Genomic DNA, 24187 nt, shown 5'->3' on the forward strand with positions numbered 1-24187 from the left:
AAGATACGGTAAGAGAAAATATGAATAATAAAACACTACACGCCAATCCCAGCAAGAGCCGTTCGCCACGCCACCGTGCACGAGAATTTGCCTTGCAGGGTATGTACCAGTGGCTGCTGAATAATGAAGATTCTGGCGCAATTGAAGCCCATATCCGTGAAGCTCACGGTTTTGAGAAGGCCGACAGGGAGCACTTTGATTCCCTGCTACACGGTGCAATTAAGCAATCCATAGAATTGCGTGAACAAATTGCCCCCTTGATTGACCGTACCATTGCTGAATTGTCACCTATCGAGCACGCAGCCTTGCTGATTGGCGCCTATGAGTTGAAAAACCACATAGAAATCCCTTACCGCGTTGTCATCAACGAAGCGGTAGAGCTGACCAAGTCCTTTGGCGGTCTCGATGGTCATAAGTATGTTAATGGTGTACTCGACAAACTGGCGGCAAAATTACGCGCGACTGAGGTTGCAGCAGGTAAGTAATTTACTGACGATATTTATAAAAGTATCTACCGCCTTATTTTGAAAGATAAATAAGGCGGTTTTTTTCAGCCTGTGTTTTTAGGAAATGCCATGCATCAAAATCTCGCAGCAAGACTGGACAATATCGCCCCTTTCCATGTAATGGAACTCATGAAAATGGCGGCAGAACTGGAAAAACAGGGTCGCCATCTGATACATATGGGCATAGGCGAGCCAGACTTTACCGCACCGCAAGCAGTGATCGATGCCGCTGCCAAAGCCATGGCGGCCGGGCGTTTACAATATACCTCGGCGCTGGGTTTGCCAGCGTTGCGTGCAGCGATATCGCAGCATTACAGTGATGTGTTTGGCCTTGATGTGTCAGCTTCCCGCATTATCGTGACTGCTGGCGCTTCGGCTGCCTTGTTGCTGGCATGTGCGGCACTGGTTGAGCCGGGCAGGGAAGTGCTGATGCCTGATCCTTGTTATCCCTGCAACCGCCATTTCGTCGCTGCATTTGAAGGCAGGGCAAAACTCATCGCCAGTGGACCAGATCACCGCTTTCAACTGACTGAAAAAATCGTCAGGCAGCAATGGGATGAACGCAGTAGCGGCGTTTTGCTGGCCTCGCCATCGAACCCTACGGGTACTTCGATAGAGCATGAAGAACTGGGCAAGATCGTTGCTACAGTAAAAGAACTGGGTGGCTTTAGCATCGTTGATGAGATTTATCAGGGTCTGACCTATGATGGCGCACCATTTTCTGCCTTGTCGTTGGATGACGATGTGGTCGTCATCAATAGCTTCAGCAAATATTTCAATATGACAGGCTGGCGGCTTGGCTGGCTGGTGGTGCCAGAGCGCATAGTGCCTGCGCTGGAAAAGTTGGCGCAAAACCTGTTCATCTGCCCATCTTCAATTGCCCAGTATGCGGCCTTGGCTTGCTTTGAACCTGCGACTATCGCCATTTATGAAGAGCGCAAGGCAGAATTCAAGCGTCGCCGCGACTATATTGTGCCTGCATTGCGTGAACTGGGTTTTGGTATTCCGGTCATGCCAGATGGTGCGTTTTATGTGTATGCCGATTGTTCCAGATTTACTGACGATGCAGATGCCTTTGCCAAACAGGTATTGAATGAAGCTGGTGTAGTGATCGTGCCTGGCCTGGATTTTGGGCCGGCAACGGCAACATCGTACGTGCGTTTATCATATGCCAATTCAATAGAGAATTTGCAGGAAGCAGTCGCCAGGTTGAAAAAGTTTCTGGCCGAAAGATAATGAATGCTTGGAATTAAAAAGCCGCCTGATCATTGATCAGGCGGCTTTTTCAAAAGAGCAGGAGCGAGCAGTATTACAGCGCTGCGACCTGGTCTTTTTTCGTTTCTACCGTCAGCTTCGCTTCTGTAGCTTCAGGCTTGTGCGTTGGAGCTGCTTCAATAGGGCGGGCTTGCACGGGTGCTGGCGCAGGAGCACTAAAGAAGGTAGGTACATTTTTACCTGCCGAGACATCTTTCAGACGCTTGTATTCATTCAATACGCGTGCGCCATAACCAGAGTCATTGTCGGAATCGGCTGCCCCCACATACATCTTCAGGCCAGCTTCAACAGAACCACCACGGGTGACGTAGTCTTTCAGTATCAATGCGCCAACACGGATATTGGCAACCGGGTTAAGGGCAGCTTTAACGCCACCAAGGTCCTGGAATTTGTCGTGATGTACTTTCGACATGACTTGCATCAAGCCTTGCGCACCTACCGGGCTTTCAGCAAACGGATTCAAGCCGGATTCTATCGCCATGACAGACAGTATCAGCAGAGGATCGATCTTGATTTCTTTAGCGGTCAGGTAAGCGGCAGAGACCAGCATATTGGTCGCATCAGTTGCTACGCGGTAGCGTTTGGCCAGCCAGTTGGTTACCCATTGTTGCTGACGTGTGTTGCCCAGCATTTTCGCTTCTTCTTCAGCCATGCTTGCTTTTTGCAAATTGGTATCAGAATTAGCTTGACCTGGTGCTTGCATCAAATGAGCAAGATTAGGCGCCGGTACGGCTGCTACGGCTTCTGCGGGCTCTTCGCCAGCTTCAGCATAGGGGGACAAACCTTTAAATTTGTCGGTGAGTTCAGGTTTGACATACATCATGACCAGAAGGGTCATAGCGATGATGCCAGCGAGTGTCAGCAGGTTGCGCAGGGTGGTGAATAAACCACTGGTTGTATCACGCGCCACCATGGAGAGCGCTTTGCGCTTGTCCATTGAAGAAAAACTACTTTGTTGTACTGCTAAAATAAAACGTTGAAACATTCTTACCTCCTGAATCTTCGCGATGCGTCATTCAACTTACTTAAAAGCCAAACACAGTGCTTACTTCCGCGAATCAGAAACATCGTCCCCGTCACAAGTGTGATCGCGAGACGCCGGAGCCGTTTGTCAAATCAGGTCCGTCGAACCTGTTCATGGTGTGTCCAGTGACAAACAACTTTTTTCGGGATAAGGCAGACGCCTTTTGAAAACAATCCTTACAATGTTATGTTGGGGCCCGATCCCCGTGAATGATGTTACCGTGTGGCGAAACTCTCTTTGTGTCGAAAGTGGCGGAAGTCATTAACCTCTTCATCAAGTTGGGCGAATTGTAGGGGCGGTTTTATATCAAGTCAACACTATCAAATGAGAAGTTGATTACTTTTATGTCTAATGAATTGTGCTGCAATGCAGCAAAGTTCAATAAAATCAAGCACTTGGCAGAAGTTGCTAGTGCGACTAGTGCAGAGATACGAAAAAGCGAAAAATGATGAAATATTCTGATTTGAGAGACTTTATTTCCCAATTGCAAGAAAAAGGCGAACTTAAACAGGTGGACTTGCCCGTTTCACCACATTTGGAAATGACTGAGATTTGTGACCGCACTTTGCGTGCCGAAGGTCCGGCTCTTTTATTCACCAAACCTGTTGGTCATACCATACCAGTGCTGGGTAATTTATTTGGCACGACACGCCGCGTAGCACTCGGCATGGGGGCAGAAAACCTGAGCGAGCTACGCCAGATAGGCCATGTTTTATCGGCGTTAAAAGAGCCAGAACCACCCAAGGGTTTTAAAGAAATCATGGGCATGGGTTCTTTGATAAAAGCGGTCTGGGACATGTCGCCTAAAGAACTGCGTGGTGCCAAATGTCAGGAAATAGTCTGGGAAGGCAATGACGTTGATCTCGCCCGTCTGCCGATACAGCATTGCTGGCCTGGCGACGTTGCGCCATTGATCACCTGGGGTTTGGTGATTACCAAAGGCCCGAATAAAAAACGCCAGAATCTGGGTATATATAGGCAGCAGGTTTTGGGCCGCAATAAAGTCATCATGCGCTGGCTGGCCCATCGTGGCGGTGCGTTGGATTTTCGTGAACATGGCATCGTCAATAAAGGCAAACCTTATCCCATTGCCGTTGCCCTTGGTGCGGATCCGGCCACCATATTAGGTGCAGTAACACCTGTGCCAGACAGTTTGTCAGAATACCAGTTTGCCGGGCTTTTGCGTGGTAGCCGTACTGAACTTGTGAAGGCGATAGGCAGTGAGTTGCGCGTGCCTGCATCAGCAGAAATCGTTCTGGAAGGGCATATCTATCCTGATGAAAATCACCCTAGTGGCTATGAGCATGCGCTGGAAGGGCCGTATGGCGACCACACTGGTTATTACAATGAGAAAGACTGGTTCCCTGTCTTTACCATTGACCGCATCACCATGCGCCGTGATCCTATTTATCACTCTACATATACAGGTAAGCCGCCAGATGAGCCTGCGATACTGGGTGTGGCGTTAAATGAAGTCTTCATTCCATTACTGCAAAAGCAGTTCAGTGAAATCACAGACTTTTATCTGCCACCGGAAGGTTGTAGTTACCGCATGGCCGTAGTGCAAATGAAAAAAGCTTATGCCGGTCATGCCAAGCGCGTCATGTTCGGGGTCTGGAGCTTTTTGCGCCAGTTCATGTATACCAAGTTCATCATCGTGGTTGATGAAGATGTCAATATCCGCGACTGGAAAGAAGTCATCTGGGCGATCACTACCCGTGTTGATCCCCTACGTGATACCACCTTGGTAGATAACACACCGATTGATTACCTGGATTTTGCTTCACCCGTGAGTGGCCTGGGCAGCAAGATGGGCATAGATGCGACCAATAAATGGCCGGGTGAAACCAGCCGTGAGTGGGGCACTACCATAGAGATGACGCCGGAAGTAAAGGCAAAAGTGGACCAGATCTGGCAAGAGCTAGGCTTATAGTCTCGGTGTTTTTAGCGATTAAATTTTTGCGTGTATATATATGAGTGTATTGAGTGCGTCAGGGTCTTTAGGTGGTTCCACGGTTTGGGATTATCCGCAACCGTTCACGCGGGCAGTGAAGCCGCAAGAAAGTGATATCGATGGGTTGAACCACACCAACAATGCAGTCTATGTACGCTGGTGTGAAGAAGTCGCATGGGGGCATTCTGAAGCACTGGGCTTGAATCTGGCAGACTACCATCGCCTGGACCGCGCCATGGCGATCAGGCGGGGTGAATATGATTATGTCTTGTCAACCTGGCTCGGTGAATCGCTAACGCTGGCAACATGGCTGTTTGCCAGCGACGGCAAACTCACCATGGACAGGCGTTTTCAATTGATACGCGATAGCGATGGTGCCACCGTGCTCAGGGGGCGCTGGGATCTGGTCTGCATAGAGCTTAGTAGTGGTCGCGCACGCCGTATGCCGGCAGAGTTTTGCGATATCTATTTGCCAGCGGTGGTTCCATCCGTATCAGCCGCAAACTACTAGATGCGCAAGATATTGAGCAGGCATTTGTTGGACTCAGACTACGCTTTACGGGGCAGCATCTACATGCTGCCAAGTTAGCCGCATTATTCAAGTACAATCAATTACCTATATTTCTAGCTTTCCCCACATGAAACGCCCACGTTTTTTACCCGATAACATGACTTTGCTGCTATTAGGCGTGGTCACTCTGGCCAGTCTGTTTCCTGCACGCGGCGTGGTTGCATCAGGCTTTGATCATTTGTCTGTCGGCATGATTGCCTTGCTGTTTTTTATGCATGGGGCCAAATTGTCGCGCCAGGCTGTGCTCGCAGGTCTTACACATTGGCGTTTGCATTTGCTGGTCATGGCATTTACTTTTGCGATTTTTCCCCTGATGGGCGTGGTATTGAAGCCTTTACTGTTGTCGCTGATTACACCTGAGTTATATATAGGCATACTTTTCTTATGTGTATTGCCCTCGACAGTACAATCGTCGATTGCATTTACATCCGTTGCGCGTGGCAATGTGCCTGCGGCCATTTGTAGTGCGTCGTTGAGTAATATGCTGGGAATCTTTCTGACTCCTTTATTGGTTGGCCTGGTTGTGGTCGCACATGGTGAGAGTCATTCTTCAGTTGATGCGATGTTAAAGATCGTTTGCCAGCTATTACTGCCCTTTATCGCAGGGCAATTGACGCGGCCATGGTTGCAGGCCTGGATGGAAAAATATGCCAGCACGCTGACCATGGTGGATCAAAGCTCGATTTTGCTGGTTGTGTATGTGGCCTTCAGCGAAGCGGTTGTACAAGGATTGTGGCAGCAATTACCGCCCCTGATGTTGGCAAGTTTGCTGGGTATCAGCGCTCTGATGCTGGCGATCATCATGGGCCTGACAACCATCGTCAGCCGCCGCCTGGGGTTCAACAAAGAAGATGAAATCACTATTGTCTTTTGCGGCTCCAAGAAAAGTCTGGCCAGTGGCGTACCTATGGCCAAAGTTTTATTTGCCAGTCATGCCCTTGGTATGGTCTTATTGCCATTGATGCTGTTTCATCAGCTACAGTTGATGGTATGTGCCTTTATGGCGCAACATTACGCTAAAAGATAAGGAGTCAGACATGCCACGTTTTGCTGCCAACCTCAGCATGATGTATACAGAGTTACCTTTTACTGAACGCTTTGCCGCTGCTGCTAAAGATGGCTTCAAGGCAGTTGAGTATTTGTTTCCTTATGATTATGCTGCTACTGAACTCAAGGATCTGCTTGCTGCTAACGGGCTGGAGCAAGTCTTGTTCAATACGTCGCCAGGCAACTGGGCGCTGGGTGAGCGTGGTATGGCATCCCTGCCTGGCCGGGAAGAAGAGTTCAAGCAAGCCTTTGATACTGCACTTGATTATGCCCGCCTCCTGGGTAATCGTCATTTGCACGTCATGGCAGGGTTGATACAGCCTGAGCAAGACAGAGAAAGACATCGCGCCGTTTATTTGCGTAATCTTGCTTATGCCGCCTTGCTGGCCTCGCGGGAAGGTATCACTATCCTTATTGAGCCGATCAATACGCGCGACATACCCGGTTTTTTCCTGAACCGGCAAGATGAGGCACAAGAGATTTGCCAGGAGATAGGCGTAGAGAACATCCGTGTGCAATTTGACATCTACCATTGCCAGATCGTCGAAGGCGACGTCGCCGCCAAGCTGCGCCGCGATATGGCGCGCAAGCATGCGGGCATAGGTCATATACAGATAGCCGGGGTCCCAGACCGGCATGAACCGGATATTGGTGAAGTGAATTACCCTTATCTGTTTGATCTGATTGATGGACTGGGCTATCAAGGCTGGATAGGTTGTGAGTACCGGCCACGTACAGGGACTTCAGAAGGCTTATCCTGGGTCAGGCCCTGGTTGAAATAATCGATGGCACCATGTAAAAAAGCAGTCGCGATGACTGCTTTTTTTGTTTGCCGAACAAGAGGGATTTTTATTCTTCACCGACCTGCAAAATCAGTTTGCCAAAGTTTTTGCCTTCAAACAGCATCATCAGCGTATCAGGGAAAGTCTCCAGGCCTTTAACGATATCTTCGCGGGTCTGGAATTTGCCTTCCGCCATCCACTTGCTCATTTCAGCGACTGCCTCGCCATAGCGGGCTGCGTAATCAAATACGACTATACCTTCCATGCGGGCGCGGTTCACCAGCAGCGACAGGTAGTTAGCCGGGCCTTTGACGGGCGTAGTATTGTTGTACTGGGATATGGCGCCGCAGATGATGATACGTGCCTTCAGATTGATCCGTGTCAGAACAGCATCAAGAATATCGCCACCAACATTGTCAAAATAAATATCAACGCCATTCGGACAGTGTTCTTTCAAACCATCTTTGACTGAGCCGGACTTGTAATCGATGCAGGCGTCAAAGCCCAGTTCATTGACGACGAAATCACATTTGTCCTTGCCACCCGCAATACCAACAACGCGGCAACCTTTTTGTTTGGCGACCTGGCCGACAGTCTGACCAACTGCACCGGCAGCACCGGATACCACGACAGTTTCGCCTGCTTTTGGCTGGCCAACATCAAGCAAGCCAAAATAAGCTGTCATGCCAGGCATGCCCAGCGCATTCATGAATTTTGGCAGAGGGGCGAGTTTTGGGCTGACCTTGTAAAAGCCGGCCGTTTTATCATCAGCTGCACCTACCCAATATTGCTGCACGCCTGTGCCGCCAGAAACATAATCACCCACCGCAAATTTGGGGGACTTGGACGCAATCACCTTGCCGATACCGCCTGCACGCATGACTTCATTAATGGCAACCGGGCGGATGTAGGATTTACCTTCATTCATCCAGCCCCGCATGGCTGGGTCCAGCGAGATATAGATAGTTTGTACGACGATTTCACCGTCTGTGATATCGCGAACTTCTTCGGTCGTGAAGTTCCAGTCGCTATGCTTGGGGTTGCCGACAGGGCGGGCGGCGAGGCGGTATTGCTGATTGCTGAGTGTGCTCATGTTGTCTCCAGAATGTTGTGCTTTGGTGGATGCCTTAGTTGATACTTTGAATGGTGCTCTTAGTGTCTGAGAGTGGTGAATCAAAATGGGGATATCAGAAGAATGACTATACACTAATTAGAACGATCGTGCTTTTTGTTGTGATTATTTAATTGAAGCTGGATTCTATGAATTATGCGACTGATCATGCGACAATACGCGGCTTATTTTTAAGCTTTGCAATCAATTCAACAAATTTAATTTGTTTCTGGCCATGGAAAGCAGCAAATCCTGGCCTATACACCGACATCATGAGCATACGACCAGAATATATCCTGACTTTATCCTGTCCCGATCAGCGCGGCATTGTGCATAGCGTATCGGGCTTCCTGGCCAACCATGGCTGTAATATTATCGATTCTGCCCAGTTTGGCGATGCGCAGTCAGCGACTTTTTTCATGCGCGTGCATTTTGCAGTCGAAGATTCCAGCGTCAGCGACAGCGCCTTGCGCGAAGAATTTGCAGCCTTGGGGGCCAGCATGCAAATGAACTGGCAACTGCATGATGCCCATCATAAGCCACGCGTGATGCTGATGGTATCCAAGATAGGCCATTGCCTGAATGACTTGCTGTTCCGCTACAAGAGCGGTTTGCTGCCTGTAGAAATCAAGGCTATTGTCTCGAATCACACCGACTTCTATCAATTGGCAGCCAGCTACAATATTCCTTTTCATCACCTGCCACTGGCAGCTGGTGCGCCGACAGAAGCCAAGCAGGTGCAGGAACAAAAGGTACTTGATATCGTTGCCGGCAATGATATTGAACTGGTGGTACTGGCGCGCTACATGCAGATATTGTCGCCGCAGCTATGTGATGCCCTGAAAGGCAAGGCCATCAATATCCACCATTCTTTCCTGCCCAGCTTCAAGGGAGCAAAACCTTACTACCAGGCGCATGAGCGTGGCGTTAAACTGATAGGCGCTACCGCCCACTTTGTGACAGGTGACCTGGACGAAGGCCCGATTATTGAACAGGATGTGGAGCGCGTTGACCACTCCATGGAGCCAGAAACCCTGACGGCCATAGGCCGCGATGTGGAATGTGTGGTGCTGGCGCGTGCCGTCAAATGCTTTGTCGAACATCGCATTTTGTTGAATGGTCATAAAACAGTGGTGTTCAAATAATGGCACTCAAATCCATCATCTATAAAGCTGACCTGAATATCTCGGACATGGATCGCGGCTATTATGCCGACCATAGCCTGACGATCGCCCGTCACCCATCCGAAACCGATGAACGCATGATGATACGCGTGTTGGCTTTTGCCATCCATGCGGCTGAACGCCTGGAATTTGGCAAGGGCATCTCGGATACGGAAGAACCTGATATCTGGCTCAAGGATTACACCGACGCCATACAGTTATGGATAGAAGTAGGCCAGCCAGATGACCGACGTTTGTTAAAGGCTTGTGGTCGTTCTGAGCAAGTCATCGTCTATAGTTTTGCCAGCGCCAGTGATATCTGGTGGAAGGCAATGAATAGCCGGCTTGACCGCGCCAAGAATCTCCGCGTTATGAATGTGCCTTCAGCGCAAAGCCAGGCACTGGAAAAACTCGCGCAACGCAATATGCAATTGCAATGCACGATACAAGATGGACAAATCTGGATGTCAGCTGGAGATGCCTCCGTACAAATTGATCTGGAAGTTCTTAAAGAGTTTGCCTGAATGCGTTTGTCGGAATGCATAGTCAGCCGCGACAATAATCTGAACTTGTTGCGCATAGTCGCCGCACTGGCCGTGCTGGCAGGGCATAGCTTTGCCTTGCTGGCACAGCCTGAGCCTTGGGGCGCGCTGACGGGCATGACGCCAGGCTCTATCGCGGTGGATGTATTTTTCATCGTCAGTGGCATGCTGGTGACAGGCAGTCTGATGAATAAGCAAAGTGTGATTGACTATCTCTGCGCAAGGGTATTGCGCATCTTTCCAGCACTGATATGCATGTTGCTGTTAACTGTATTTGTATTAGGCCCATATTTCAGCAGCCTGCCGTTGACTGTGTATCTATCTGCTGCCGGGACATGGCAATACCTTCTCAAGTGCGCAAGCCTCTTGTCTGGTGTGAGCTATGTCTTGCCCGGTGTCTTTGCACAGAATCCCTATCCAAATGCAGTCAATGGTTCACTCTGGACCATGCCTTATGAAATCAAGATGTATCTGCTGTTGCTGGTCTTCTGGTGTGGGCTGGTGCTGCTGAAGAAAAAGCGCCTGCAGATATTGAAGTATCTGATCATTGCCATTACTTTACTGGCAGCCTTACTGGTTTTTACGCGTCATTTTTATTTGCAAGATGATAGCCAGTTCACCCGTTTGTTGTTCATGTTTTTCTCTGGTGCCAGCCTGTTCATGCTGAAGGAAAAACTACTGCTGAGCAGGCGCTTCTTTTATCCCTTGCTGTTACTGTTGCTGGCCGCAGCCTTCAACAGCAATCCGGTATTCTTTAGCTTGTATCATCTGTCCATTGCCTATCTGGTCGTCTGTATTGCTTACTTGCCTGCAGGATGGCTGCGACGTTATAACAGCGTGGGGGATTATTCATACGGCGTGTATATTTACGCCTTTCCCGTGCAGCAGGCAGTTGCCGCCTTGTTTCCCGGTATTGCGGTGTGGGGTATGGTGATGGCATCAGGTTTTGTGACTATCTTGCTGGCGGTATTTTCATGGCACAAGATAGAAAAACCAGCCATGGCCTTGAAGCCGCTAGTAATTTCAAGGCTGCGTAATTTTTTACCGTTTAAGACGGGAAAATCAGTATCGCTAATTCAATCAGTTGAATGAGATACATGTGCGGACTGAAAAGCGGCTTCTGCCCACTGTAGTGGTGGTGGAAGTTTGCTCGCACTGAACTCCAGATGCAATACCCGACGTTGAGTAGCGAATCTTGCCTTGTCGGATGCATGGAGTAACAAGGGCTTCATCAATAAGATATCACCCGCGCGCATAGCGCAGGTCTTGTGCATGGCAGTCTGGCTAATGTCCAGGATCTGGCTCTCACGGAGTTTGCCAGATTGATGGCTGCCAGCGATGACTTTCAGGGCAGCGTTCTTAGCGCTAACATCATCGAGGGCGATGCGGCATGTCAGCATTGCTTCCAGTACTGCCGCTGGTGGCTCTACATGATGCACGTCTTTCTTGTAAGTCCATTTGCTGTAACCGGCCAGCTCAGTTTTTTGGTTAACACAAATCGTCATATCCTGATGCCAGGATACCAGCCAATTATGATCAGCATTCTTATTGAAAAAAATGCTGCGCACTGCTTGGGCTTCTACCATATCAACGGCATGTAATAGTGCATGCAGTTTGTCCCAGTTTAATGCACGATATATGGACGGATAATTTTGTAATACCTGACGCACACCATATTGATCAGAAATGGGCTGGCAAGCTTGCCGCAATCGCTGTAATTCAGACGCATCCAGAAAGTCCGGCAAAATGACAAAACCCTGGCTCGCCAGGGTTTTTGCGATGCTTTGATCGATGTAACTCATTAAGCCTGCAAGACTTTTTTCAACCATAGGCTGATGTCATCTACTTCTTCGGGACAAACAGAATGCGGCATCATGTATTCATGCCATTCCACCTGATATCCCAGCTCTTTTAGCAGATCGCGTGATTGCTCGGCACGTTGTATCTGGATGACGTTATCGCTACGGCCATGCGCCTGGAAGATAGGGATATTTTGGTTTGCCGCGTGACGTTCTTCTGTAATCACATCACGCAAGGGTATATAGCCAGACAGACATAACAAGCCAGCCAGTTTTTCGTGATAGCGCAGGCCAGTTTGCAAAGTCATGGCGCAACCTTGTGAGAAGCCTGCCAGTATGATGCGCTCAGACGGTATGCCGCGCGCATTCTCGCGAGCGATCAATTGCTCTATGCGTTTTTGTGATAAACGCAAACCAGCCTCATCTTCACGTTTGGCGATGTCTGTGCCGAGGATATCGTACCAGGAACGCATGACATAGCCACCATTGATGGTTACTGGCATGGTTGGGGCATTCGGGAAAACGAAGCGTATGCCAGGGTTGCTGCGCAAATCCAGTTCTCTGACGATGGGGACAAAATCATTCGCATCTGCACCCAGGCCATGCATCCAGATGATGGCAACTGTGGGATTGGGTGCGCTTTCCAGTTCTACGGTTTCTAAAATATCTTGTGTCATGATGATTTTCGGGAAGATGAAAAATAAGCTGCCAGTTTGACCGACAGCAACAGCAGGCCACAGGGTAGCCAGACGGTCAGAAGTTCAGATTGTATTACACGCCAGCCACGCGCTGTCAGAAAGCGATTTACGCCGATTGGTGAGACCTGGATGAATTGAACGGGAAAGAAATAGCGCTTTTCTGTCAGCGGCCAGAAAAATTCCACGCCTTGTCCACCTGTAGTCAATGCATCTAGCAGGCCATGTGAGACGGTAGCGAAAGCAATGAACAGCCAGCAAACCAGTACAGAACTACGCAAGCGCGTATGAAAAATACTGGCCAGGCTTGCAATCAACATGGCAAACACGATGGAGTGGCTAAAGCCGCGGTGACCAAAGGCAGATTCGTAAGCAATGCCAAGTTTAAAGGCAATTACGTCCAGATCGGGCAAAATCGCCGCCAGCATGCCGGTGACGACGAGAGGCCAGGGAAGGCGTTTTTGCCCCAATATCAGACCCAAAGTCAGCGGCAGAACAGGATGCGTCAGTATGGTTGCCATCGTTGTCGATGTTTGCCGTTCAGGCAGATGGAGTCTTGGCGCGTATTGCGTTTTTAGGGCGGAAAGCCTTGCAGATGCTGTCATCCGTTTCTATGTACGGACCACCTATCAAGTCTATGCAATATGGCACGGCCGCAAAAATACCGGCAACAACTTGTTTACCTTCAGCATCCTTCAGACCTTCCAGGGTTTCCTTGATGGATTTGGGCTGGCCTGGCAGGTTCAGGATCAAGGCAGCATGCTCAGCTGTCTCCCGTATCACCGCCACCTGGCGTGACAGGATGGCTGTCGGTACAAATTGCAGGCTGATCTGGCGCATTTGTTCGCCAAAGCCTGGCATTTCCTTGCTTGAAACAGCCAGTGTGGCTTCTGGTGTAACATCGCGCCTGGATGGGCCTGTGCCGCCAGTGGTGATGACGAGGTGACATTGCTCTTCATCTACCAGGGCAATCAAGGCCTGTTCTATTGCTGCGCGTTCATCGGGGATCAGGCGTGTGACCATCTCCCATGGGCTGCTCAGTGCCTTGCCAAACCATTCTTGCAAGGCGGGCAAGCCCTGGTCCTGATAAATGCCAGCAGAGGCACGGTCCGAGATAGAAACCAGACCTATCTTGAGATTTTCACCATCGATGCTGGCCATTTGCCGAGACTCACTTGTCATCAAACTCATCGTCTTCTTCATCCAGATCTGCATCATCCGCTTCTTCGGCGCTGGCAGCAGCTTTGGATTTTTGCAAATCTTTCAAAATCTGGAAGATTTCACGATAAGCTTTAGGTGGCTTGTTTTCAGCCTGTTCTTTGCGGGCATTGCGTATCATGGTGCGCAATTGCTGTACATCCAAATGAGGGTGTTCTGCCATCAACTCTGTCAAGGCACCATCGTCTGCCAGCAATTTCTCGCGGCGGCGTTCCAGTGCATGCATTGCGGCAGTCTCAGACTTCGATGCGCCTTTCCAGCTATCAATGGTTTTCTGGATCAGGGCAATTTCTGCTTCATCCAGGGTGCGCATTTTCTTGCCTACATATTGCATCTGGCGACGGCGGCCTTCATGGTCCTTGATTTGCTGGCAAATCAAGATGGCTTCACGCACATCTTCTGGCATCGGTACACGTTTGACGCGTTCACGCGCCTGCTCGACCAATTCTTGCCCCATTTTTTGCAGGGCGGTCATTTCGCGCTTCAACTGGGATTTTGATGGACGGTCGTATTCTGGTTCGAACTCACTGGACTGATAGCCACATGAGCCGCGATTTGGATTTGGCATAATTCTGCGCCTTTACTATTAACTTAATGAAACGGCTGCTATGATACCCTTTTTAGCTTGGAATTACCTAAAATCAAGCTTGGATTGGCATCGTGCGGTGTCAATCAAGGTAAATAATTAGGATATTTCCCTTTGGCCATTTGGTCATTTAGCATTGACAAACATAGAATCCCATCCATGAGCAAACCAGTTTTTACCCATACCCAGGACCAGTTAAAGCAAATCGCGCAGGATATGTTGCGTTTCGCCCGTGAAAAAGGGGCATCGGATGCGGCAGTTGAGATCAGTGAAGGTGGCGGCTTGTCCATTAGCGTACGCAAGGGCAAAGTCGAGACCATAGAGCAAAACCGTGACAAGGGTATCGGTATTACGGTGTATATCGGTCAACGTCGTGGCAATGCCAGTACCTCGGATTTCTCGGAGCAAGCCCTGCGTGATTCAGTCGATGCGGCCTACAATATTGCCCGTTTTACAGCAGAAGATGACTGCGCTGGCTTGCCAGAGGCTGATTTGCTGGAAATGGCACCGCGTGACCTCAAATTGTGCTACCCATGGCTCGTCACTGCCGAAGAAGCCATCGAGCTGGCAAAACGCACTGAGGCGGCTGCTTTTGCAGTGGACAAGCGCATTACCAACAGCGAAGGTGCCAGTGTGCACGCCCAGCAATCCCATTTCGTGGCTGCCAATTCGCGTGGCTTCATGGGTGGCTATCCAATTTCCCGCCACACCATCTCCGTTGCACCGATTGCGGGCCGTGGATCGAGAATGCAAAGGGACGACTGGTATTCGTCACAGCGTAGTGCCAAAAAACTGGCTGAGCCAGAAGCGATAGGTCGTTATGCGGCCGAGCGTGCCTTGGCCAAATTGAATGCGCGCCAGCTTGATACCCGTAAATGCGCTGTCTTGTTTGAAGCGCCGCTGGCTGCCGGTTTACTGGGCGCGCTGGTACAAGCTACCTCTGGCGGTGCCTTGTACCGCAAATCGACTTTCCTGCTTGATTCGCTGGGCACGCAGATTTTCCCATCCCACATACAAGTGGTGGAAGATCCGCATGTTATCGGCGCCGTTGGTTCCTCACCATTCGATGACGAAGGTGTAAAAACCCAAAAGCGCAATGTCGTCACCGATGGTGTATTGCAAGGCTATTTCCTCTCCACTTATTCTGCCCGCAAACTGGGTATGCAAACTACCGGCAATGCAGGCGGTTCGCATAACCTGTCACTGACGTCAAGTTTGACCAAGCGAGCAGACAATTTTGTTGGCATGCTCAAAAAAATGGGCACTGGTTTGCTTGTGACTGAGTTGATGGGGCAGGGCGTCAATTATGTGACGGGTGATTACTCACGCGGTGCATCTGGCTACTGGGTAGAGAATGGCGTGATTCAATATGCTGTGGAAGAAATCACCATTGCTGGCAACATGCGTGAAATGTTCCAGCAAATTGTCGCTATCGGTAATGACATCCTGGTGCGTGGTACAAAAGAAACCGGTTCCATTCTGATAGAAAGTATGACGATTGCCGGTAGCTAGTCTTTACTGAGATTGTTGCATTAGCAATGAGTATTGCAAAAAAAGACCATCTATATGATGGTCTTTTTTTTATGCGCCCAGATAAGCTTCAATCACCTTGGGATTACTGAGCAGGTTGGCCCCCGTGTCGCTGAGAACGATATTGCCATTTTCCAGCACATAGCCATGTCTGGCAATTTTCAGCGCCTGCCTGACGTTTTGTTCAACCAGCAGGATGCTGAGACCAGTCTGGTTAATTTCTTTCAGGATGCGAAAAATCTCTTGTACTACCAGCGGAGCCAGTCCCATGGAAGGTTCGTCGAGTAAAAGCACTTTGGGTTTCGCCATCAAAGCACGGCCTATGGCCAACATTTGTTGCTCACCACCCGACAAATTGCCCGCCAGGCCAGTCGCACGGTTTTTCAACACAGGGAAGAGGGTATATACCCATTCCATGTCCTGACCTATCTGTGTCTTGTCCTTGCGGGTGTAGGCACCTAGCTCCAGATTTTCCTTGACGGTGAGCGTGGTCAGTATGGCGCGGCCCTCGGCGACCTGCACCACGCCTTTTTGCACGATATGGTGAGGTGATTTTTGGCTGATTTCTTCATCTTCCAGGAAAATTTTACCGGAAGCTGATTTCAGCAAGCCAGAAATCGCCAGCAGGGTTGTGCTTTTTCCGGCGCCATTGGCACCAACAAGAGCTGTGATTTCCCCAGTATTGATGGTCAGGCTGATGCCTTTGACGGCAGCGATATGGCCATACTTGACATGCAAGTCCTGGGCGCGCAAGATCTGGCTCATTCTGCATCCTCCTTGCCAAGGTAAGCTTCAATTACATCGGGGTTATTGCGTACTTCTTCGGGAGTGCCTTCCGCAATGATCTTGCCAAAATTAAGTACGGCTATGCGGTCGCATAATTCCATCACAAAGCGCATGTCGTGTTCTATCATGAAAATCGAAAAACCGCGGTTACGTATATTGACGATTTCTGCCATCAGTTCAGTTTTTTCTGTCGGGTTCATGCCTGCCACTGGTTCATCCAGCAACAGCAGTTTGGGCTGGGTGGCCAGGGCGCGGGCAAATTCCAGTTTGCGCTGTTCGCCGTACGACAGGTTGTCTGCCAGCATATGCGCTTTATGGTCCAGCCTGACCCATGACAGTAATTCATGCGCACGTTCCTTGGCTTTTCTTTCTGCATCTTTATAAGCACCCAGATTGAACAGCATGCTGGCTACGCTATAGTTCAGATGTTCATGCATGCCAACCACGACGTTTTCCAGCAGGCTCATTTCCTTGAAGATACGGATGTTCTGAAATGTGCGGGCCACACCCAGTTGGGTGATTTTGTGGCTGGCGACTGTGGTCAGATCATGTTCGTTGAAACGCAACTCTCCACTGCTGGGGCGCAACAGGCCGGTAATCAGGTTGACGATGGTGGTTTTGCCAGCGCCGTTGGGACCGATCAGGCCATAGATGCTGCCTTGCGGCATGGTGAAGCTGACGTCCTGCAATACCCGCAGGCCGCCAAAATTTTTACTGACAGAACGTAATTCCAGCATTTAGCTAACCTTTCCGGAACGTGACGATGTTAACTTTTTGCGAAAGTTCCTGATTCTTGCCGGGTCCCAGATACCTTTGGGTAAATACAGGATAACCAGTATCAATATCAGGCCGTTGGCTGCCAGGCGGAAATCCTTCAAAGAGTGCATGAATTCCGGTAAAAGGCTCAGGCTGCTACTGCCTATCAGTGGGCCTATCAGGTTACTGGTACCGCCAAACACGGCCATCGTCAATATATCCACTGCATTTTCAAATGCATAGTTACCTGGCCCTATCGTGAAGGTATAGTGCGCATTCAAGCCACCGGCAATGCCCGCGATGGATGCACCCATGACAAAGGCCAGCAATTTGTAGCCGCCAACATTGACACCCATGAGGCGGGCGGCAATCTCATCTTCCTTGATCGCTTCAAAAGCACGGCCTGTCTTGGAGCGTCGCATTCTGGCAAGGATGAACAAAATGGCAGCCAGCAAGAGCACGATGTGCCACCATTCGGTTTTTTGCGGGATGCCGTTCAGGCCCATGGGGCCACCAGTGATTTCCATATTCAAGACGATGACGCGCACTACCTCACCAAAGCCTAACGTCGCCATGGCCAGGTACACACCCGAAAGGCGCAGCGTTGGTATGCCTATGATCAGCGCGACAATTGCCGGCATGATGGCACCCGCCAGCAAGGCCAGCGGGAAGGGTAATGCCGTCTGCATACTGATCATGGAAGCGGTATAGGCACCGATGCCCATGAATGCCGCATTGGCCAGCGACAGCAAGCCGCAAGACAAGGTCAGGTAAATCGAAAGAGCCAGCATGGCATTGATGCCTATGCCAAAAATGACTGTGCTATAAATAGCCCAAAAACTATCCCACCATTCAAGCATATTCTTACGCCTTTCTTTCCAGTACTCTGCCGAACATGCCAGAAGGGCGTACCAGCAAGATGATAAACAACATGCCAAAAGCCACCGCATCGCGGAAGTCGCTCGATATATAAGCGACACTCATCACTTCAGCAAAACCCAGGAATAAGCCACCTATCATGGCACCGCGTATATCGCCCATGCCACCCAGGATAATCACGGCTATGCCTTTGTGCAGCATCGGTTGTCCCATGAAAGGGGAGATGGCGTTGAATGACAGGCCCACCAGCACACCGGCAGCACCACCCAGCGCGGCAGCGGCGAACGAGGTCAGGAAAAACAGGCCTTCAACATTGATACCCAGCAGGTAAGCAGCCTTGGGAGATTCTGCAATCGCCCGCAAGGCACGGCCAATTTGTGTGCGACGCATGACTTGCAGCAGCACCAGCATGAGGACAAAGGCAATCACGACAATCGCGAGTTGCACTGCCGTCAGGTGCAAGCTGCCAAGGCTAAAACTTTCTTCAGGGATGGTGCCAAACGGAAAGCGCTTGTTTTCTGCCCCAAAAATCCCCTGGGATATATTGGTGATCATAATGGCTACGCCAATGGTGGCTATCATCGGTGCCAGATGCGGGGCATTGCGCTTACGCAAAGGGCGCAAGACCAGGAAGTCAACGACGACACCCAACAGCCCACAGACCAGCATGGCCAGCAGCATGGCCATCCACAATGACATCTGGAAAGAACTGACCAGCAGCAGGGCAATATAGCTGCCCAGCATGAAAATGGCGCCGTGCGATAAATTGATAACGCCAAGGACGCCGAATACCAGCGTGAATCCTAAGGCAAAAAGCGCATACACGCTGCCCAGTGTCAGAGCGTTAATGAGTTGTTGTGCCAGCATGGGTATCCAGATGAAGGAGGATTGCTTCGTTTTCATGCGCAGATGCAGGCAGGCCATTCGCGCATGGCGCTGGGATGAACATCATTCCAGCAAGAGAAGTCGCAAAACGTCTACCCCCGGCCCAATAATGGCGCGGGGGCGAATATACATTTATTTCAACAATACAAATTTGCCACCTTTGGCAATATTGACGATAGCATCTTGCTGAGCGTCATAGCCAGCTTCCTTGCCATCTTTTGGGGTGGCGCGGCGGAACGCAAACTTGCCGGTTGCGCCTTCAATCTTCACGGCTGGCAAGGCATCGCGCAATGCCAGGCGGTCTTTTTCCAGGCTACCGCTCAAGCTGACTTTTTTCAAAGCTTCTGCAACAATGTGCATGGCATCAAATGCCTGTGCAGCAAACTGGTCAGGGTCGGAACCAAATTTTGCCTTGTAGTCAGCGATGAAGCTCTTATTGGCAGCGGATTGGTTTTCAGCAGACCATGGGCTGCCCATCAAGGTATTGTCGGCAGCGTCTTTGGCGATTTCAAACAATTTTGGTGAATTGAATCCGTTGCCACCGACAAATGGCTGTTTCATACCCAAGGAACGGGTTTGCAGGATGATATTGGCTGCTTCTTCTGCCAGGCAAGAACAGACGATGGCGTCCGGATTGGATGCCTTGATCTTGGTCAGCTGTGCCTTGAAATCCACATCGCCTTTAGCATAAGTTTCTGTATCGGTCACAGGAATTTTTTGTTCAGCCAGTGCACTTTTGAAGACGTCGTAACCACTCTTGGTAAATGCATCATCATTGCCGTACAGGATGGCGACTTTTTTGATATTGAATTGCTTGACCGCCGCGCGCGTGGTGACGGGCAATACGTCCGCTTCCATCACAGAGTTGCGGAAGGTGAATGGCCCCATATTGGTGATGCCATCAGCGGTATTGCTGGTACCAAATACGACAGTTTTGGTAGCATTGGCGATCGGATCCGCGGCAAAGGCTGAGTTCGACAGGGTAGGGCCAAAAATCATTAATACTTTTTCCTGGAACAACAATTTTTTGAAGACATTGATGGCTTCTTCTTTTTTGCCTTGTTCATCTTCAGCGACCAGCTGTATTTTGTTGCCGCTCACACCACCCTTGGCATTGATCTGGTCGGCAGCCAGTGTGAAGCCGTTTTTGATGGCTACGCCGTATTTGGCGGCAGGGCCGGTCAGTGCCCCGGCAACACCGATTTTAATATCGGCAGCCTGGTTCAGCGTGGAATAGGTCAAGAGGGTGGCAGCGGCTAACAATTTAAGGCGGTATGACATTGTGTTCTCCTGAAAAATACATGATGGCTTTTGTGGTCCGCAACATGAATCAGATATAGCTGTTTCATGTTCATTGCAGTAAAAATCGGCCTACAAAATTTATTAGATATTGATTGTCACGGAGGATTGTATGGGCTCACAACCGCAGCAGCAATAAAACGCCATGTTGCGATGCAATATTGATTACTTAAGTAGTACTACTGAAATCGATGATTTTCCAGGTCTGAGAAAGTCGGGATGACCAATGGAAAACTGCCAGGCCCTGCATTTGCAGATGACTGGCATGTTGTCGTGACTCAGGCGACGACTGTTGTTTGTCGCGCTTGCCACTGCTGCGGCAGGCTTATTGCAGTTGCTTGCGCAAACGGGCAATCGCCGCTTTGACCTGGTTTGGTGCTGTGCCGCCTATATGGTTGCGGGCGGCAACTGAGCCTTCCAGTGTCAGGACATGGAACACGTCTTCATTGATAAGGCCGGAAAAAGCACGCAATTCTTCCAGCGACATATCACTGAGGTCGCAAGCCTTGTCCACACAGGTGCGCACCGCCAGTGCCACGGCTTCGTGGGCATCGCGGAAAGGCAGACCTTTCTTGACCAGGTAATCAGCCAGATCGGTTGCTGTGGCATAGCCTTGCAAGGCGGCGGCGCGCATGGCCTCTGGCTTGACGGTGATGCCGCCTGCCATGTCGGCAAAAATACGCAGGGTGTCGATGACGGTATCTACCGTATCAAACAAGGGTTCTTTGTCTTCCTGATTGTCCTTGTTGTAGGCCAGTGGCTGGCCTTTCATCAATGTCAGCAGGGCAATCAGGTGACCATTGACGCGGCCAGTCTTGCCACGCGCCAGTTCTGGTACGTCAGGGTTTTTCTTTTGCGGCATGATGGAAGAGCCTGTGCAAAAGCGGTCAGCGATATCAATGAAGCCTATGCGCGGGCTCATCCAGATCACCAGTTCTTCTGACATGCGCGAGATATGCGTCATCACCAGTGCCGCAGCAGCGCAAAATTCGATGGCGAAATCGCGGTCAGAGACAGCATCCAGCGAGTTGTAGCAAACCTCGTCAAAACCCAGTGTCTTGGCAACGCGTTCACGGTCGATGGGAAATGTTGTACCAGCCAGGGCTGCTGCGCCCAGTGGCAAGCGGTTCACACGCTTTCTGCAATCAAGCATGCGTTCGCTGTCGCGGCCAAACATTTCTACATAGGCAAGAATGTGGTGGCCAAAAGTGATAGGCTGGGCCACTTGCATATGGGTAAAGCCGGGCAAGATGGTGCCAGCATTTTTTTCTGCCAGATCCAGCAGGGCCAGGCGGAAATCTTTCAGCAAATCGACGATATTGTCGATGGCACTGCGCATGTATAGACGGATATCGGTGGCAACCTGGTCATTACGTGAACGGCCAGTGTGCAGGCGTTTGCCGGCGTCACCGACCAATTCGGTCAAGCGTTTTTCTATGTTAAGGTGGACATCTTCCAGGTCCAGCAGCCATTCAAACTTGCCACTGTCGATTTCAGACTTGATCTGTGCCATACCGCGCTGGATATCCGCATAATCCTGGGCAGTGATAATGTTTTGAGCCTGCAGCATTTCGGCATGTGCCAAGGAGCCCTCAATATCAAAGGCAGCCATGCGGTTGTCAAAGAAGACCGAGGCAGTGTAGCGTTTGACCAGATCGGAAACAGGTTCAGAGAAACGGGCAGACCATGCCTCGCTTTTTTTATTGAATTGTGATGTCATAGTGAATTGTTGCCATATTGGCTGCATTTGCGAGAGAATTTCTCTTGATTATCCCAGATTTTTCGCTTGATTACCCTTGGAAATACCAAAGGACTAGCCGGACTGGGCTAATTAAGCACTTAATTTGCTGCCAGAAATGCCGATGACTGCATGTAAACCAGGAATGAAATTGCCCCTAAGAGTTTAAAGATAATTAAAAATGACCAATGATAAGAAAAGCAGCGCAAGTGAGCAGCTCATTCCGGATTGTTGTAATTTGGGTGTGTTTTCGCGCATCCTGATCAGCGTGAATCTAATAGCTTTATTGGCTTTATGGTCAAGGGGTGATGAGTGGCGTGTAGTCTTGCAAAATTTCCTGGAAAGCGCGGCATTGATTGAGACGATATGCCTGCTTTCCCTGCTGATCCTGTGTAATTTACGCAGATTTTCTGCGCGTTATTACATGTCTGGCTGGTTTCAGCGCTTATTGTGTTGCATGTTGCCAACGGCAATCGCTGCCTTGCTGATGATTTATTTGCGTATGCAAGACTGGATAATGGCCAGTTTTCCCAAGTTAAATCCCCTGTTTGTTGTGGCCGCAACTGGGTTGCTGGCACTGGCATATGAACAGTATTTTGAATTGCGTACCCGGGCTTTTTCACCTGCGCTGGGTGAGGCCAAACTGCAGGCCTTGCAAGCCAGGATACGTCCACATTTCTTGTTCAATAGCTTGAATACTGCCTTGTCGCTGATACGCACCGAGCCGCGTCGCGCAGAAATGGTGTTGGAAGATCTCTCAGATCTGTTCAGGGTATTGATGCGCGATACCCGCGATGTCACCAGTTTGCAGGATGAGATACGCTTGTGTGAGCAATATCTGGCGATAGAAAAAATACGCCTTGGTGAGCGTATGCAGGTGACATGGGATAAAGAAAAAATTTCACCCCTGGAGTTAGCCGAGATAGAAATTCCTTCATTGTTATTGCAGCCTCTGCTTGAAAATGCGGTTCATTACGGCATTGAACCATCCGTGCAGCAAGCAACTGTCACGGTAGAGATAAGACGTCTGCTGGACAAGGTGGAAATTCGCATCCGCAATCCCTATCACGCAGAGGCAAATATGGTTTCCGGTAATCAGATGGCGCTGGAAAACATACGGCAGCGACTAAGTTTGCTTTATGATATCGAGGCGCAAATTCAATACGGAGTAGTAGATGCGTACTTTGAAGTTAAGTTGCAATTCCCAGCCAAGAGATGATGACACCAAGAATACTGATTGTTGACGATGAAGCGCCCGCAAGACAAAGGCTGCTGACGCTATTGTCAGATATAGAAGCAGAATGCCCGGTGATGGTGGTCGGCGAGGCTGAAAATGCCATGCTGGCACTGGAAAAAATCAGCAATCTGCAGCCTGATATTGTGTTGCTGGATGTCCAGATGCCGGGCATGAATGGCATAGAACTGGCGCAGCATCTGGCTCAACATCAGGCCAATCTGCGATCGCCAGCGATTATTTTTGTCACTGCCTATGATGAGTTTGCCGTCAAGGCTTTTGAGGTACATGCACTTGATTATCTGATGAAGCCGGTGCGCGCCAGCCGCCTGGTGGATGCCCTGGTGCGTGCCGGTGAAAAAATGAAAGTGGCGCGCCGCCTGCCTGAAACCATGGCAACGGACACCAGCGGCCCCAGGCGCAAGCATTTTTCAGTACTGGAAAGAGGGCGGATATTATTGGTGCCGGTAGCCGAGGTGCTGTTCTTGAAGGCAGAACAAAAATACGTGACCCTGCATACAGCGCAACGTGAATATCTGCTGGAAGAGTCGCTGACTTCAATAGAGGTGGAGTTAGGGGATTTGCTGGTCAGGGTGCACAGGAATGCGCTGGTCGCACGTAGCGCCATTAATGGCGTAGAGCGGGCGGTGCAAATAGTCGATGCTGACAACAATCAGGAAAAAGTATCTGAATCCTGGCAAATCATTGTCAGTGGATGCCCTGAACGTTTGCCAATTTCACGCAGACAGTGGCCGGTTATTAAAGCCTTGGTGCGGGTTTGATTTGTTTTTGTGTGCTTGGTTGCGC

At 50.0% G+C, this 24187-nt stretch carries 25 protein-coding genes; 12 read left to right on the forward strand and 13 right to left on the reverse strand.

What is annotated here, in order from left to right; all coding sequences use genetic code 11:
- The first annotated feature begins 20 nt into the window (after positions 1-20).
- Positions 21-485 carry a transcription antitermination factor NusB gene (gene nusB / locus ACO0LG_RS22960; protein WP_423029870.1) on the forward strand — a complete coding sequence of 155 codons (465 nt, stop codon included), beginning with the start codon at positions 21-23 and terminating at the stop codon, positions 483-485.
- A 90-nt stretch (positions 486-575) separates the two neighbouring features.
- The gene (locus tag ACO0LG_RS22965; RefSeq protein ID WP_423029871.1) at positions 576-1742 is read left to right on the forward strand and encodes a pyridoxal phosphate-dependent aminotransferase; all 1167 of its coding nucleotides are present in this window, start codon (positions 576-578) and stop codon (positions 1740-1742) included.
- 73 nt (positions 1743-1815) lie between these two features.
- On the opposite strand, the gene ACO0LG_RS22970 is transcribed toward ACO0LG_RS22965, so the two are convergent.
- On the reverse strand, positions 1816-2766 hold the full coding sequence (locus tag ACO0LG_RS22970) for a transglycosylase SLT domain-containing protein (RefSeq protein ID WP_423029872.1): 951 nt from the start codon (positions 2764-2766) through the stop codon (positions 1816-1818).
- A gap of 487 nt (positions 2767-3253) precedes the next feature.
- On the opposite strand from ACO0LG_RS22970, the gene ubiD reads away from it, so the two are divergent.
- The 4 genes from ubiD (at position 3254) to otnI (ending at position 7159) form a co-directional block, all read left to right on the forward strand.
- Positions 3254-4738, forward strand: a complete 1485-nt coding sequence (gene ubiD / locus ACO0LG_RS22975) for a 4-hydroxy-3-polyprenylbenzoate decarboxylase (protein ID WP_423029962.1) — start codon at positions 3254-3256, stop codon at positions 4736-4738.
- A gap of 40 nt (positions 4739-4778) precedes the next feature.
- Positions 4779-5270, forward strand: a complete 492-nt coding sequence (locus ACO0LG_RS22980; RefSeq protein ID WP_423029873.1) for an acyl-CoA thioesterase — start codon at positions 4779-4781, stop codon at positions 5268-5270.
- A gap of 127 nt (positions 5271-5397) precedes the next feature.
- Positions 5398-6357, forward strand: coding sequence for a bile acid:sodium symporter family protein (locus ACO0LG_RS22985; protein ID WP_423029874.1), 960 nt, complete (start codon positions 5398-5400; stop codon positions 6355-6357).
- A 10-nt stretch (positions 6358-6367) separates the two neighbouring features.
- Positions 6368-7159: a 2-oxo-tetronate isomerase gene (otnI, locus tag ACO0LG_RS22990; RefSeq protein ID WP_423029875.1), complete on the forward strand. Its 792-nt coding sequence runs from the start codon at positions 6368-6370 to the stop codon at positions 7157-7159.
- 67 nt (positions 7160-7226) lie between these two features.
- Here otnI and ACO0LG_RS22995 read toward each other — a convergent pair whose 3' ends face one another.
- The gene (locus tag ACO0LG_RS22995) at positions 7227-8252 is read right to left on the reverse strand and encodes an NADP-dependent oxidoreductase (RefSeq protein ID WP_423029876.1); all 1026 of its coding nucleotides are present in this window, start codon (positions 8250-8252) and stop codon (positions 7227-7229) included.
- A gap of 290 nt (positions 8253-8542) precedes the next feature.
- On the opposite strand from ACO0LG_RS22995, the gene purU reads away from it, so the two are divergent.
- The 3 genes from purU to ACO0LG_RS23010 are packed head-to-tail and all read left to right on the forward strand — an operon-like array spanning position 8543 to position 11067.
- Positions 8543-9415 carry a formyltetrahydrofolate deformylase gene (gene purU / locus ACO0LG_RS23000; RefSeq protein ID WP_423029877.1) on the forward strand — a complete coding sequence of 291 codons (873 nt, stop codon included), beginning with the start codon at positions 8543-8545 and terminating at the stop codon, positions 9413-9415.
- Positions 9415-9957 (forward strand): YaeQ family protein, encoded by a 543-nt coding sequence (locus ACO0LG_RS23005; RefSeq protein ID WP_162040944.1) that lies wholly within the window; start codon positions 9415-9417, stop codon positions 9955-9957. The genes purU and ACO0LG_RS23005 overlap by 1 nt, the downstream gene beginning before the upstream one ends.
- The gene (locus ACO0LG_RS23010; RefSeq protein WP_423029878.1) at positions 9958-11067 is read left to right on the forward strand and encodes an acyltransferase family protein; all 1110 of its coding nucleotides are present in this window, start codon (positions 9958-9960) and stop codon (positions 11065-11067) included.
- Here the strand turns inward: ACO0LG_RS23010 and ACO0LG_RS23015 are convergent.
- From ACO0LG_RS23015 to yjgA, 5 genes are read right to left on the reverse strand one after another with little or no spacing between them, the layout of a single operon-like run.
- Complete coding sequence (locus ACO0LG_RS23015) at positions 11052-11777, reverse strand: phytanoyl-CoA dioxygenase family protein (RefSeq protein WP_423029879.1); 726 nt, start codon at positions 11775-11777, stop codon at positions 11052-11054. The two genes, ACO0LG_RS23010 and ACO0LG_RS23015, sit on opposite strands and share 16 nt — an antisense overlap.
- Positions 11777-12451, reverse strand: coding sequence for an alpha/beta hydrolase (locus ACO0LG_RS23020; protein ID WP_423029880.1), 675 nt, complete (start codon positions 12449-12451; stop codon positions 11777-11779). Before ACO0LG_RS23020 ends, ACO0LG_RS23015 begins: the two co-directional genes overlap by 1 nt.
- A complete protein-coding gene (locus ACO0LG_RS23025) occupies positions 12448-12990 on the reverse strand; it encodes a metal-dependent hydrolase (protein WP_423029881.1) in 543 nt (180 codons plus the stop codon). The genes ACO0LG_RS23020 and ACO0LG_RS23025 overlap by 4 nt, the downstream gene beginning before the upstream one ends.
- A gap of 19 nt (positions 12991-13009) precedes the next feature.
- Positions 13010-13660 carry a molybdopterin adenylyltransferase gene (gene mog / locus ACO0LG_RS23030; RefSeq protein ID WP_423029882.1) on the reverse strand — a complete coding sequence of 217 codons (651 nt, stop codon included), beginning with the start codon at positions 13658-13660 and terminating at the stop codon, positions 13010-13012.
- Positions 13641-14255, reverse strand: a complete 615-nt coding sequence (yjgA, locus tag ACO0LG_RS23035) for a ribosome biogenesis factor YjgA (protein WP_423029883.1) — start codon at positions 14253-14255, stop codon at positions 13641-13643. The genes mog and yjgA overlap by 20 nt, the downstream gene beginning before the upstream one ends.
- Positions 14256-14432: 177 nt before the next feature.
- Between yjgA and pmbA the strand changes: the two genes are divergently transcribed.
- Positions 14433-15785, forward strand: coding sequence for a metalloprotease PmbA (gene pmbA / locus ACO0LG_RS23040; RefSeq protein WP_423029884.1), 1353 nt, complete (start codon positions 14433-14435; stop codon positions 15783-15785).
- A gap of 69 nt (positions 15786-15854) precedes the next feature.
- Here the strand turns inward: pmbA and ACO0LG_RS23045 are convergent, their stop codons facing one another.
- The 6 genes from ACO0LG_RS23045 to argH all read right to left on the reverse strand — a co-directional run bounded on the left by ACO0LG_RS23045 (position 15855) and on the right by argH (position 22128).
- Positions 15855-16568, reverse strand: a complete 714-nt coding sequence (locus ACO0LG_RS23045) for an ABC transporter ATP-binding protein (protein WP_423029885.1) — start codon at positions 16566-16568, stop codon at positions 15855-15857.
- Complete coding sequence (locus ACO0LG_RS23050) at positions 16565-17326, reverse strand: ABC transporter ATP-binding protein (protein ID WP_423029886.1); 762 nt, start codon at positions 17324-17326, stop codon at positions 16565-16567. Before ACO0LG_RS23050 ends, ACO0LG_RS23045 begins: the two co-directional genes overlap by 4 nt.
- Positions 17327-18205 carry a branched-chain amino acid ABC transporter permease gene (locus ACO0LG_RS23055; RefSeq protein WP_423029887.1) on the reverse strand — a complete coding sequence of 293 codons (879 nt, stop codon included), beginning with the start codon at positions 18203-18205 and terminating at the stop codon, positions 17327-17329.
- Between the two features lie 4 nt (positions 18206-18209).
- Positions 18210-19091 (reverse strand): branched-chain amino acid ABC transporter permease, encoded by an 882-nt coding sequence (locus ACO0LG_RS23060; protein ID WP_423029964.1) that lies wholly within the window; start codon positions 19089-19091, stop codon positions 18210-18212.
- A gap of 150 nt (positions 19092-19241) precedes the next feature.
- Positions 19242-20390, reverse strand: a complete 1149-nt coding sequence (locus tag ACO0LG_RS23065; RefSeq protein WP_423029888.1) for an ABC transporter substrate-binding protein — start codon at positions 20388-20390, stop codon at positions 19242-19244.
- Between the two features lie 343 nt (positions 20391-20733).
- Complete coding sequence (argH, locus tag ACO0LG_RS23070) at positions 20734-22128, reverse strand: argininosuccinate lyase (protein WP_423029889.1); 1395 nt, start codon at positions 22126-22128, stop codon at positions 20734-20736.
- Between the two features lie 199 nt (positions 22129-22327).
- On the opposite strand from argH, the gene ACO0LG_RS23075 reads away from it, so the two are divergent.
- Positions 22328-23365 carry a sensor histidine kinase gene (locus ACO0LG_RS23075; RefSeq protein ID WP_423029890.1) on the forward strand — a complete coding sequence of 346 codons (1038 nt, stop codon included), beginning with the start codon at positions 22328-22330 and terminating at the stop codon, positions 23363-23365.
- Positions 23365-24162 carry a LytR/AlgR family response regulator transcription factor gene (locus ACO0LG_RS23080; protein WP_423029891.1) on the forward strand — a complete coding sequence of 266 codons (798 nt, stop codon included), beginning with the start codon at positions 23365-23367 and terminating at the stop codon, positions 24160-24162. Before ACO0LG_RS23075 ends, ACO0LG_RS23080 begins: the two co-directional genes overlap by 1 nt.
- The last annotated feature ends 25 nt before the right edge of the window (positions 24163-24187 follow it).

The sequence above is a fragment of the Undibacterium sp. Ji42W genome (assembly GCF_049340405.1).
Lineage (GTDB): Bacteria > Pseudomonadota > Gammaproteobacteria > Burkholderiales > Burkholderiaceae_D > Undibacterium.